This window comes from Mobiluncus mulieris ATCC 35243, from assembly GCF_000160615.1.
GTDB classification, from domain to species: domain Bacteria; phylum Actinomycetota; class Actinomycetes; order Actinomycetales; family Actinomycetaceae; genus Mobiluncus; species Mobiluncus mulieris.
Genome location: NZ_GG668518.1, coordinates 410,171 through 422,535, shown reverse-complemented (window position 1 = coordinate 422,535; position 12,365 = coordinate 410,171). Strand labels below are relative to the sequence as shown.

Annotated in this window: 9 protein-coding genes; 6 read left to right on the top strand and 3 right to left on the bottom strand. The window is 54.6% G+C overall.

Annotation, left to right across the window (positions count from 1 at the left end):
* Nucleotides 1–178 precede the first annotated feature (178 nt).
* From HMPREF0577_RS01720 to HMPREF0577_RS01705, 4 genes are read left to right on the top strand one after another with little or no spacing between them, the layout of a single operon-like run.
* Nucleotides 179–1,114: an ABC transporter ATP-binding protein gene (locus HMPREF0577_RS01720; protein WP_004011939.1), complete on the top strand. Its 936-nt coding sequence runs from the start codon at nucleotides 179–181 to the stop codon at nucleotides 1,112–1,114.
* The gene (locus HMPREF0577_RS01715; protein ID WP_004011938.1) at nucleotides 1,107–2,492 is read left to right on the top strand and encodes an ABC transporter permease; all 1,386 of its coding nucleotides are present in this window, start codon (nucleotides 1,107–1,109) and stop codon (nucleotides 2,490–2,492) included. The genes HMPREF0577_RS01720 and HMPREF0577_RS01715 overlap by 8 nt, the downstream gene beginning before the upstream one ends.
* 58 nt (nucleotides 2,493–2,550) lie before the next feature.
* Nucleotides 2,551–4,047 (top strand): Eco57I restriction-modification methylase domain-containing protein, encoded by a 1,497-nt coding sequence (locus HMPREF0577_RS01710; protein ID WP_004011937.1) that lies wholly within the window; start codon nucleotides 2,551–2,553, stop codon nucleotides 4,045–4,047.
* Nucleotides 4,028–4,987 (top strand): BsuBI/PstI family type II restriction endonuclease, encoded by a 960-nt coding sequence (locus HMPREF0577_RS01705; RefSeq protein WP_004011936.1) that lies wholly within the window; start codon nucleotides 4,028–4,030, stop codon nucleotides 4,985–4,987. Before HMPREF0577_RS01710 ends, HMPREF0577_RS01705 begins: the two co-directional genes overlap by 20 nt.
* 40 nt (nucleotides 4,988–5,027) lie before the next feature.
* Here the strand turns inward: HMPREF0577_RS01705 and HMPREF0577_RS01700 are convergent, their stop codons facing one another.
* The gene (locus tag HMPREF0577_RS01700; protein WP_004011935.1) at nucleotides 5,028–6,368 is read right to left on the bottom strand and encodes a DNA methyltransferase; all 1,341 of its coding nucleotides are present in this window, start codon (nucleotides 6,366–6,368) and stop codon (nucleotides 5,028–5,030) included.
* Nucleotides 6,369–6,461: 93 nt separating this feature from the next.
* On the opposite strand from HMPREF0577_RS01700, the gene HMPREF0577_RS01695 reads away from it, so the two are divergent.
* A complete protein-coding gene (locus HMPREF0577_RS01695) occupies nucleotides 6,462–6,947 on the top strand; it encodes a YbjN domain-containing protein (RefSeq protein ID WP_004011934.1) in 486 nt (161 codons plus the stop codon).
* A 46-nt stretch (nucleotides 6,948–6,993) separates the two neighbouring features.
* Here the strand turns inward: HMPREF0577_RS01695 and HMPREF0577_RS01690 are convergent, their stop codons facing one another.
* Both HMPREF0577_RS01690 and HMPREF0577_RS01685 read right to left on the bottom strand, forming a co-directional pair.
* Nucleotides 6,994–8,517, bottom strand: a complete 1,524-nt coding sequence (locus HMPREF0577_RS01690) for an FAD-dependent oxidoreductase (RefSeq protein WP_004011933.1) — start codon at nucleotides 8,515–8,517, stop codon at nucleotides 6,994–6,996.
* 5 nt (nucleotides 8,518–8,522) lie between these two features.
* Nucleotides 8,523–9,359, bottom strand: coding sequence for an SDR family oxidoreductase (locus HMPREF0577_RS01685; RefSeq protein ID WP_004011932.1), 837 nt, complete (start codon nucleotides 9,357–9,359; stop codon nucleotides 8,523–8,525).
* 239 nt (nucleotides 9,360–9,598) lie between these two features.
* On the opposite strand from HMPREF0577_RS01685, the gene valS reads away from it, so the two are divergent.
* A complete protein-coding gene (gene valS, locus HMPREF0577_RS01680) occupies nucleotides 9,599–12,277 on the top strand; it encodes a valine--tRNA ligase (protein WP_004011931.1) in 2,679 nt (892 codons plus the stop codon).
* Nucleotides 12,278–12,365 lie beyond the last annotated feature (88 nt).

The window sequence follows — 12,365 nt, the reverse complement described above, 5'->3', positions numbered from 1 at the left end:
TCTGGTGAGACCGGGTTAGGTAGTGGCGGTTTAGGGTGCTAGAGGTTTGTGCTTTATGGAAGAAAATGAAGTCGCAAGTAGTAAGTGGGACAACCCAGACGCTATGAAGCTCAAGGCGTTGCCTAATCCGGCAACAATTCGCCTAGAAACAGTCGCCACGTTCCGGTAGGATTGCTTCGTGGAAACAGTGCTGCAAGGGCGCGGGTTGCGCCGTAGTTTTGGGGATTTCTGGGCGGTAGACGGGGTTGACCTCGACCTTCACCCCGGAAAGATTACCGGTCTGATTGGCCCCAACGGAGCGGGGAAAACCACCTTGCTACTCATGCTGGCCGGAATGTTGGCTCCTACGCAGGGCAACATCACCGTGGCGGGGATGGACTACCAGACCCAACCCCGCCAAGCGCGTGCCCAGATTGGCTGGCTTCCAGATTCCTTTGGCTCGTGGGGGGAGCTGAAAGTCAAAGAAATCCTCAGCTATTTCGGGTGCCTCTACGGTTTGGACGCTCCCACCGCCGCAAAGCGCACGCGGGAGCTGCTCGAAACCGTGCGTTTAACCGAAATGGCGGACAAATATGCCCATGTTTTGTCCCGCGGCCAAAAACAACGCCTGGGCGTGGCTCGGACATTACTGGCGACCCCAAAGGTGCTGCTGTTGGACGAGCCCGCTTCCGGGATGGATCCTGGATCTCGCATCGAGTTGCGCGAACTGTTGCGCCGGCAAGCCGATTCCGGGGTGGCGGTGCTGGTTTCATCCCATATTTTGACCGAGCTAGAAGACATGGTCGATGACGCGATTTTCATGCAGGGCGGGAAAGTCGTGGAACTTTCCACTCTAAATACCGGCGATTCCGGTTCTAAGACTGGCTCCCTCCACTACCAGCTAAAGATATTAAACCCGGATAAACTAGCGGATTTCTTAGCGCAAAACCCCGGTGAAGCTTTAAAACAGCTGGCACCTCATGAAGCAGAATTAAACGTAACAGACGAAGCCACGGCAGCCGACTGGCTCACGCGCCTGGTACAAGCCGAAGTACAGGTTGGCGCCTTCACCCCCGCGAAACAAAGCCTGGAGGAACTCTATATGCAGATGGAAGGCGGTAAACGCAGTGAGTAACGAAAACCTGACTCCGGAAACCGGTGTTCCCGCTGATATGAGTGCCCTGCCCTCGGAAACCGGCGCCACCGCCGACAAAAACGCTATGAATCCCGAAACCGGCATTCCCGCCGTCAAAACTACCCTGCCCTCCACGTGGAGCGCGGTGGGCACCGTATTCAAGCTGGAGCTGCTGGGGCGTGTGCGTTCCAAAAAGTGGATTATCGCCCTGGTGGTGTGGATTGCGGTGCTGGTGTTGACCTGGCTGGGCACCCTGGCTTTTGCGCGGCAATATATGTGGGGTGGCGAAGTCGGATCCACCCCCCAATATGAGGTTTTGATGTGGGTGTTGGGTATGCTGCTGTTCTTTGCCACCGCCGTGTCCTTGGTGGTGGCACCCGCACTCTCGTCCACCAGTATTAACGGCGACCGCGAAACCGCGAACCTGGCGATTTTGCAGGTCACACCCATTACCCCGGGGCAACTGTTGTGGGGGAAACTGCTGGCAGCCTGGATTTCCGGGATGGTGTTCGCACTGGCGGCGGCGATACCGCTGGGTATCATGGTCACTATACACGGCCTGGGATGGGGAATGTTGGGGCGCTCTCTGGCGATTATTTTGGTAGAGATTTTCGTGGTGTGCGCCCTGGGATTGGGTTTTTCGGCGGTGATTACCCGCCCGGTGATTTCAGTGCTGATTACCTATCTGGTGTTGGGGGCGCTGACCGTGGGTGGACCGATGGCTTTTGCCTTTACCTATCCGGCGGTTTTGGAAAAAGTCGAACATCCCGTGATGATTCTAGACCAGAATCCCCCTGCTAAAGGGGTGCCTTATGGTACCTATACGCAGAAATACGAAAAAGAAAGCTGGACTGAATACTGTTACCAAAGTACCCGCGACAATACCGTCTCCCATACTGACCGCACCTGGTTTCTGCTGATGACCTCGCCCTTTACCATTCTGTCCGATGCCGCCACCGGGCTGCAGACTGGACGTAAAGCCTTGGCCGCGAAAAACGATGAGCAGCGTTACTCGGTGAATTCCAGTTCTCCCTTCGCTCTGATATCGGCGAGTGTAGCCGATGCCCGTCGCCCCCGCCCCAGCTCTGCGCAGTACCTGCAAAAGTTGAAAGCCGTCCCCCAGCCCTATATCTCTGTTTGGGATGATTGCTATATAGATAAAGACAATCAGGTTCATGACGCTAACGATGACAAGCAGCTGGATGCCGCCCGAAGCAACTTCTCCGACGACAGACTCGGGTTTCTGTCCTATATGGGACACTGCTGGTATTGGGGGCTGGGTCTGCACGTGGTGCTGGCCGTAATCGCGGTGGTCGTCGCCTGGCGACGCCTGCGCACCCCGGTGCGACACCTGGCTAAAGGCGTGCGCATTGCCTGATAAACCAAGAACTTGTTGTCTACAATCTTCTTCGCTGCTTCTAGGCTAGAATTGGCATATGTCTTTAAGTCCTCTACTTGAATACGCCGAGCGAGAACGTCTTGCTGCGGCCAGCAAGCTGAGCACGCAAAACCAAGCCAAACTCGGCCAATATTTTACCCCAGTAACTACAGCTCAGCTAATTGCGAAAATGGCCGAACTACACCAGTCCGGGACAATACGAGTGCTGGATCCGGGTGCCGGGTCAGGAATACTTACGGCTGCCCTCGTAAATAGGATTCTGAAAGAAACAACCAGCCTCAAAGTGGAGGTACTTGCTATAGAGACAGATACGCAATTAATTCGGCACCTGGAAACCACATTAAACGCCTGTATTAACGCAGGCCACGGACGTGTTAAGGCAAGTTGGGTAAATGCTGATTTTATTCTCGATTCAACTGGTTTAAACCATTCTCTAAATCTAGAGAAAAAATTTGACTTAGTAATAGAAAATCCACCCTACGGAAAACTTGGGGTAAAAGATACAAAGCGAATTGCTATGCGTTCACGCGGCGAGGACGCCCCAAATCTTTACACCGCGTTTCTTTCTCTTTCTATCGATGCACTGTGCAGCGATGGGCAGCTGGTAGCAATTACCCCTCGATCATTTTTTAACGGGTCTTACTTCAAAGATTTTCGTTTTCAATTCTTAGACAATATCGCCCTGCGTAAAATTCATGTTTTTAGTTCCAGATCATCGATTTTTTCAGACTCTGGAGTACTGCAGGAAAATGTTATTTTTCAGGGAATTCGAGGAGCCCAACACCTACCAGTAGTACTTTCTGAAAGTGCCGACGAAAATACCCGAGTTACAAGCAGAATCATCGATTATGAGGATGTCATCTTTCCAAATGATCCACATAGATTCATCAGATTACCTCTTGGAGTAAGCGACGCCGAAGCCACAGACGTAATTTTAAACCAGCCCTGTTCTTTAGAAGATTTAGGAATCCAGGTATCTACCGGCAAGGTCGTTGATTTCCGTTTTCGCGATTCGCTCTGCGATTCTGAACACCCTGATGCTGCACCTCTTATCTATCCAGGAAATTTACGAAACGGAACAGTAGACTGGCCAAGAGATATTCGGAAACCACAGTGGTTCATTCCCACTAACGATAAAGCTAGGAAGATGCTTCTTCCCCAGGGTTGGTACACCTTAGTCAAACGATTCAGCGCCAAAGAAGAACGTCGCCGAGTGGTAGCTTCAACATGGTCTCCGGAGCAATACCCAAGCAACGTAGCATTTGAAAATCACCTCAATATTTTTCATTCAAACAACCAGGGTATTGACGAAAAACTTGCTAAAGGTATCGCAGTCTGGATGAATTCCACATTCATAGATAAGTTCTTTAGAACTTTTTCTGGACATACACAAGTTAATGCTACAGATTTACGCACACTTAGATTTCCTTCCAGAGAAACACTAAGAAGCTTGGGACAAAAGAACCCCCAATCTCAACAGTATATCGATGAAGCAGTAATGGAGCTAACCATCAATGACAGAGCTAAACAATGAAGCCTACGACAAAGTTGAGGATGCCCGGTTTATTCTCGAAAACTTGGGCATGGATGCCGAGCGCAGCAACGAACGCTCCGCGCTCGTTTTTCTGTCTTTGCTAGGTATAGCTCCTGATTCCCCTTGGGTCAGTGCCTCCAATCCGATGCTTGGCACCAGAGCGATAATGGATTTCATCAGGGATAAATACGAAAAGAACTACGCACCGAATACCCGCGAAACTATTCGCCGCTTCACTTTACACCAATTTATCGAGGCGCTACTTGTTACCCAAAATCCAGACAAGCCAGACCGACCCATAAATTCTCCGAACTGGAATTATCAAATCACAGCCGAAACATTAAAATTAGTTCACCACTACGGACAAGAGGACTGGAGCATCCTTTTGAATGATTACCTAAAAAGTATTCCAGGAATTAAATCTAAATACGCCGCACAGCGAGAGATGGAAATGATTCCTTTAATACTACCGAACGGAAAGAATTTTGCTCTCACACCAGGAGGACAAAATATTTTAATTAAATCAATTGTAGAGGAGTTTTGTCCACGTTTCACACCCGGTGGTCAAATTATTTACATCGGTGACGCTGGAAGCAAATGGGCACTATTTGAAGAAAAAGCACTTTCTAGTTTGGATGTTACCGTTGATGAGCATGGCAAAATGCCAGATATGGTCATATACCTTCGCAGCAAAAACTGGTTAGTGCTCATTGAAGCAGCCAGTTCACACGGCCCAGTGGATTCCACACGAAAAAATGAACTATCCGAACTATTTTCTTCTTCCACAGCCGGACTCGTCTACGTTTCCTGTTTTCCAAGTCGAACCGAATTCCGTAAATATGTAGATAAAATCGCCTGGGAAACAGACATTTGGTGCGCTGATAATCCCACTCATATGATTCACTACAATGGTGAGAGATTCTTAGGACCTTACAATTAAGCATCCTAAGCATTTTCTTACTAAGTCTGCATATTCTTTTCTAAGTAATAATGAAGTAATCTTGGCCGGTGATAGTGGTCAGCAGGGATAGTCCAGTGGCGGGAACGGCTTGGATTAGTTCGGTTTTGGCGGGGGCATCAAAACCGGTCGGGGCAAACACGTTCCCAGAGTCGGCAGTGGCATAACCCGGGTCAGTTGCCACCCAATCGACCAGCTCGCGCCAATCGCTGATTTCAAGACCGAATTCCACACCCAACTTGAGGATTTCCGCCTGGCATTCCGCCAGTTTCCACGGTTCCCAGCGCTTCGACCCGTTTCGATTCGACTTGTTTCGATTCGACCCGCTTCGATTCGACTTGTCTCGATTCAATTCGCCCGGCTTCGGGTGGTGCGGTGGCTGGCGTTTATCTCCCAAATTCATGAGGTGCGTGTCCCCGGAACGCCACACCCCGAAACTGGCACCTAATGAAACCAAACGTTTGCGCGCCAAGTGCACGCCCAACGCGGCGCATTCCACCCCGATAAACCGCAAACCCAAGCCCGCAGCCGCCACCAAAGTCGAACCGGATCCCGCGAAACAATCCAAGACCAGCCCCCCCGGCGGACAAGCCCCCCGCAAGGCGCGTTCCATCACGGCCAGCGGTTTCTGGGTCGGATACCCCACCCAAGACGTGGCGTGATTGGGCGGGCGGGGAATATCCCACACATCGGGCGCGACCATCCCCTCGGGGTGAAACAAACCACGCCGTTTCGGGGCAATTGCCGCCCGGTAGGGCACCCGCACCGCGTCGGGGTCAAAGAAATTTCGCCGCGCATTCTTGGCATAGAATAGAATCGTGTCGTGTTTGCGCCCGAACCGGCGCCTTGACCCACCCCCGGAACCATAAATCCAAACGATTTCATTCAACAGGTTACGCGACCCGAACACTTCGTCGCACACCAGGCGCAGGCTCGCGGCCGCATGCCAGTCGCAGTGCACGAAAATCGAGCCGGTGTCCGCCAACAGTTCCCGCAACGCCCCTAGACGCTCGAACATGAACTGCAGGTATTGCGCATCATCCCACCGGTCGCCGTATTGTTTTTGTTCCAGAATCTGCCCGCCATCCCCGTGTAGCGCCATTTTGGCGACATAATCTGCCTGCGAGTTATACGGCGGGTCAATGTAGACACAATCGACGCCACCTGCGAACTCCCCCGCCAGGGCTCCCAGCGCCGCCAGATTTTCCCCCACATACAGTCGGTTGTCGAGGGGCGGATTCATGAGGCGCGAGTCCAATTCCTGGCTGTAGTGCTCTTTTAAAGCAAAACTTTGGGGCGTGGGCGGAGGAAAATTCCAAGCGTGTTTACCTTCCCAAGTCAGTTCCACGCCGCGCTCGTTCATGGTTCTACTCTAACAAGGGTTCACTACAAACTGGGCTGTGGAACCACATCAAGATAAGTTGTAGAATTGCGGACATCGGGAAAAGGAGCACACGTGGCCGACTACGAAGAATACTTCCAGAGTCTGGAGCGCAATATCGTCTCTCCCTTGAATCGGGCGCGGGTCAAGAAAATTCTCGAAAGAAACGGCTGGTCATACCAGGTTGGTAATGAAGGCGATATTGCTGGGGCGTGGGAAAACGGGATTTACCATTTCGAGGTCACGGGGAATCGCGATTCGGTGTTGTGCGTGCGCGGCACATGGCGCGGCAAGCTCGAACTGGATGATTTCATGTTGGTAAACTCCCTGTGCAACCGTTGGAACACCGAGTATTATTGGCCGAAAACTTATGCGCGGGTTACCGATAATCGCGAACTTTTTGTCCACACGGAACTGCCAATCAGCTACCATGCCGGGTTGACCGATTCCCAGTTAGACGAACACCTGCATTGTGCCCTGGAGTCCTCCGAGGATTTCTTCGAGAAACTGGGCGAAAAATTCCCCCAGTTCGACGAGGGCACCCCGGACGAGGAAGCTTAGCTAGCCCCCCACTGGTCGGATTCCCCCGCACATACCCCAAAAAACGCTAGCTCGGCAGCAACCACCACAGGGGGTGCCCCTGGGCGCGGTAGCGTTCCAGGAATCGCTCGATTCGCACCGACCAATAGGCAAACAGCCCGTTTCGCACCAGCAAAACTTGGCGGGGGTTCTCCTTCGATTTCGTCAGTCCAATCTCGGCATAAAAACCTCGGCGGGAAAACAGCGTGTAATCCCATTCCAAGCTGAGCACACTTTCGATTTCATCAAGGCGCTCCGGCGGGTCTTTGCGTTCCTCGTCGGTCAGTTCACCGACAATCTGATCCGTGACCTCGCGGCTCATTAAGTGCGACATGTCACGAGTTTGGCTGGGTTCTGGCGCTAAATCTCGCAGCCTAGATTCCGCGCTGTCATCAACCGAAATGGCACCTAATGAACCCGTCCCCAAATCAGCCAGAGCTGCCGTCCCCCCCGAAGCCGCCACCTTTGCAACCGATTTACCGGGACAAACCGCGTCCAGGGCGATGGCCGAACCAATCCCGAAAATCCGAGGGAAACTGGGATTGCGGAAGGTCTGGGGCAAGACAGCCTCCGGTTCACCCCTGGAATTTTCTTGCAGACGCGCATCCACCTTGAAACGCCCCCAGCGGTCGTAGAGCTGCCCGGAAATATCTTGACCTTCCGGATTTTTTACTTCCAGGGGGGTCAGGACTCGCGAGGCCTCTACCGCCAGCAACTGGCAGGTAATCTCTTCCGGGCTGCCCTCGCCATCAGCGGAAACATAGCGCAAGCGGTTACCGTTAACATTCGACAAACGCTTGCCGCGATGCAGCACAATCCTATAGCGGTGCAACAGCTTTTCGATAGCCTGACGAGCAGCCTGTTCCATTTCTGGGTTCTCGTTCAAGGTATAGAGCCACGGGCGCCCGGCATCAAAAAAATGAATCTGTACCCGGTTGCGCAAGCCCTCTGCGCGCAACACTCCATCCACTGCCAAGGCGTATTCCAAAGCTCCGTAATAGCCGCCCATACCGCGAGCCGCACGCCCCACTGCTATCACCCGGGGGCTGTCCCCCAGCGGCGAATCCTGAATCTCCGAGGCCAGGCGACGTAGTTCCGCCTCGCCCGCTATCGCGGAATCCAGGCGGTCTATTACGCAACTGGCCACGGTGGCGCCCTCGGTAGGCAGCCCCGCCACCCGGTTCATGTCATGTCCCGTCGCCACCACCAAAAAATCATAGGGAACCCGGGCAATTTCACCGGAAAGTGGCGAACCTGTGAACTGGATTTCCACTTGGGGTCGCGAATCGTCGCGCAAGCCTTGCGGGTAAATAACCCGCGCCAATGCCTGGTGGAAAATAATGCCTTTGCGTCGATAAAGCGAACCCAGGGGCACGGTTTCGTGTACGCTGGCTTGCAGCCCGGCCGCAATGTGGGGCAAACAATCGGGGTTTACCCACAGCGAGTCGGGGCTGATTACAATCACCTGGTGCTCTCCATCCAGGCGGTGACGCAGTCCCAGGGCGGTGGCATGGCCGGACGTGCCGGCGCCGATTACGACGATTCTGGCCACTGTGGCTATTTCTCCAGTCGTTTCTTCAAATTGGAATTGGCTTGTTCCACCGGGCGGATTACCAGCCGGTCAATATTCACATGTGGGGGTTGGTGCAAAGCCCAGGCTATCGCGCGGGCAATATCCGCCCCAATCAGGGGATTATCCACCCCAGCATAAACTTCGGTGGCCGCCGCCGTGCTGCCCAGCCGGTTCAAGGAAAACTCGGGGGTTTGCACCAAGCCGGGGCAAATCTCAATCAGTCGAATCGGGCGACCCACTAGTTCCAGCCGCAAGGTTTGCGGCAGCATGGCCTCGGCGTGTTTCGCGGCCGTGTATCCCGCCCCACCCGGATAAGTCTCGTGGGCGGCCGTAGAGGTCACGAACACGATGTCACCCTCGCCTTGAGCCATCATGTCGGGCAACAGGGCTTGGGTCAAGCGCAAGGTAGCGAGGACATTGCGGTCATACATGGTTTGCCACCGTTCGGGTTTCGCATCCACTACTGTGTCTACCCCGAGGGCTCCCCCGGCGTTATTGACCAGGGCATCCACCTTTCCGCCCTGGTGTGCCCAGTCGGTCAGTGCCGCGATGTGGGTGGGTTCGGTCAAATCGGCGGCGAAGGCCTGGCATCCGGTTTCGGCGGCGAGGGCGGCGAGGCGCTCAGTTCGCCGCGCGGTGGCCAGCACCTGCCAGCCGTCAGCGCTAAGTTTCTTTACGGTTTCCCACCCGATGCCGGTAGAGGCTCCCGTAACCAAGACCCGTCCGGGCTGGCGGGGTGGGGCTTCCGGGGGACAGGGGATGCCAAAGTTTGCTTCGGGGTCATGAGGTGCTTGCGCGGTTACTGGACCTAGTGTCGTCATTCTGTGCCTCTCAAATTTCGGGGTCTGTGGGCAAGATAATAAACCTATTCTACAATTGCGGGGCTTTTGGCCGGGGAGGATGCCGGTTTTTCAGCGGCTGTGGTTCGCATGATTGAAGCAGCGATGATTCAAGATGCCCAGGCCACAAAATAGCAAGCACCTCATGAACGCGCCGATTTAAGCAATACCGCAACCCGACGGGTAGACTGTTCACAAATACCCCAAACAAAAGGAAAACAATGACGGAAGCGATTACCTATCCCCAGACCCTAGCCGCGCCCAAGGTTCCGGCCAAAACCACCCTGGAAGGAATCGAGGACAAGTGGCGCAAATTGTGGGCTGACCAAGGCACCTACGATTTCAACCCCGAGACGACCCGCGAAGCCGTGTATTCCATCGATACTCCCCCACCCACCGTATCGGGCTCCCTGCATGTCGGGCACGTGTTTTCCTATACTCACACGGATTTGGTGGCGCGTTACCAGCGCATGAGGGGCAAAAACGTGTTCTATCCGATGGGCTGGGACGACAACGGTCTGCCCACCGAAAGGCGCGTCCAGAATTATTTCGGAGTGCGATGCGACCCGTCGCTGCCCTATGACCCGGATTTCCGCCCCCCCTACGAGGGTGGCGAAGGCAAGTCGATTAAGAATGCCGACCAGGTACCAATCAGTCGCAAAAACTTCGTGGAACTGTGCGAGCGGTTGACAGCTGAGGACGAAAAACAATTCGAGGACTTGTGGCGGCGGCTCGGTTTGTCGATTGATTGGTCTTACACCATGCAAACCATCGGGCAACGCGCCCAGCGGGTCGCCCAGACGTTTTTCTTGCGCAATCTGGCGCGCGGCGAGGCCTATCAGGCTCAGGCACCCGGCCTGTGGGATGTGACTTTCCAAACCGCCGTGGCACAAGCCGAGTTGGAATCGCGGGAATATCCCGGGTTCTACCATTCTTTAGCGTTCCACCGTGAGGACGGGGCTGGGGATATCGTAATCGAGACGACCCGACCAGAGCTGCTGGCAGCCTGTGGGGCGCTGATTGCGCACCCGGACGACGAACGCTACCAGGATGTTTTCGGCAAGTTTGTGATTTCCCCCGGTTTCGGGGTGCGGGTACCCGTGTTGGCGCATCCCTTAGCCGAGATGGAAAAGGGCTCCGGTATTGCCATGTGCTGCACCTTTGGCGACTTGGTTGACGTGCAATGGTGGAAGGATTTGGGGCTTCCCACCCGGGTGATTCTAGGTAAAGACGGGCGGATTGTGCGCGAAGTGCCCGAATGGATTGAATCAGAAGCCGGACGCCAGTTATTTGCGGCCACCTGCGGGAAAACCACCTTTAGCGCCCGTAAAGTGGTAGTGGAGGCCTTGCAGGACAGTGGCGAAATGTTGGACGAACCCAAGGCAACCCAACGGATGACGAACTTTTATGAAAAGGGTGATAAGCCCTTAGAAATCGTGACCTCACGCCAATGGTACATCCGCAATGGCGGGATGCCTTATACTCGGGCGGACAGCGACGTGGACTTGCGCGAGGAGCTGCTGGAACGCGGGCGCGAGCTGGATTTCGTTCCGGATTTCATGAGGGTGCGTTATGAAAACTGGGTCAATGGTTTGAACAGTGACTGGTTGATTTCGCGACAGCGCTTCTTTGGGGTGCCACTGCCCTTGTGGTATCCGATTTTGGATTCTGGCGAAGTCGACTATGACCATCCGTTGACTCCCGCCGAAGACGTGTTGCCCATTGATCCAACCACGGATGTGCCCGCCGGTTACACCGAAGCGCAACGCGGAGTGCCGGGCGGTTTTCAAGCCGAGGTCGACATTATGGATACTTGGGCCACATCCAGTTTGACACCGGAGATTTACGCGGGTTTTCTGCATGACGACAAGCTGTTCGCCAATACTTTCCCCATGGATTTACGCCCGCAAGGCCAAGATATTATCCGCACTTGGTTGTTTTCCACGGTGGTGCGCTCGCACTTGGAGTTTGGGACTTTGCCATGGCGCCAAGCCGCTTTGTCGGGTTGGATTTTAGATCCAGATCACAAGAAAATGAGTAAATCCAAGGGGAATGTGGTCACCCCGATGGGGCTGCTGGAAAAGCATTCCTCGGATGCGGTGCGCTATTGGGCGGCTTCGGCTCGTTTGGGCACGGATGCAGCCTTTGACGAAGGACAGATGAAGGTCGGGCGACGCTTGGCTATTAAACTGCTTAATGCTTCGAAGTTTGCGCTGTCAATGGGCGGTGACGGGGAACTGGTCTTGGATTCCGAGCGGGTTACCGTACCGGTGGATAAGTCGCTGTTGGCCATGCTGGCGAAGGTTATCGACACGGCCACCGCTGCCTTTGAAAAGCTCGATCACGCCCGCGCCTTGGAGGTTACCGAATCGTTCTTCTGGACTCTGTGTGACGACTACCTGGAGCTAGTCAAAGACCGGGCATATGGTGTGGATACCTGGACGGATCAGTCGGGGGTGGATTCGGCACGTACTACCCTGGCTTTGGCGATAGACGCGGTGGTGCGCCTGTTGGCGCCTTTCTTGCCTTTCACCGCCGCAGAAGTCTGGTCGTGGTATCGCCCCGGTTCAGTACACCAGGCTTCCTGGCCAGAATCCGGGAACTTAGCAACAGTTGGCGGCGACCCGGAGATTCTGCGAGCCGCCGGCGCGACACTGTCCGCTTTACGCAAGGTGAAGTCAGACGCGAAGGCCTCGCAGCGCACCCCGTTCCTAGAAGCCACTGTTTCGATTCCCACAGGTGTTTTGGCGGCAGTGGAAGCCGCGCGCGGTGACTTGCAGGCCGCCAACCACGTGGAAGGCGAGCTGCGCTTCGTGGCGAAAGAAGTGGAAGAACCCGTGGTCAGCATGTCGGTGCTCGGGGAGCCCCCGGCGAAGCCGGTCAAACCGGCACAAAAGTAGCTAGCTGCCCAGACAGACCCCGGGGTGGCCGGAAATTTCCTGGCCACCCCGGTTTATCAGTCGCGCCTAGCCCAGATTAGTCAGTAAA

Coding starts and splice junctions, on each gene's coding strand:
- HMPREF0577_RS01710 (WP_004011937.1), top strand. CDS start 2,551: ATGTCTTTAAGTCCTCTACTTGAATACGCCGAGCGAGAACGTCTTGCT.
- HMPREF0577_RS01705 (WP_004011936.1), top strand. CDS start 4,028: ATGACAGAGCTAAACAATGAAGCCTACGACAAAGTTGAGGATGCCCGG.
- HMPREF0577_RS01700 (WP_004011935.1), bottom strand. CDS start 6,368: ATGAACGAGCGCGGCGTGGAACTGACTTGGGAAGGTAAACACGCTTGG.
- HMPREF0577_RS01685 (WP_004011932.1), bottom strand. CDS start 9,359: ATGACGACACTAGGTCCAGTAACCGCGCAAGCACCTCATGACCCCGAA.
- valS (WP_004011931.1), top strand. CDS start 9,599: ATGACGGAAGCGATTACCTATCCCCAGACCCTAGCCGCGCCCAAGGTT.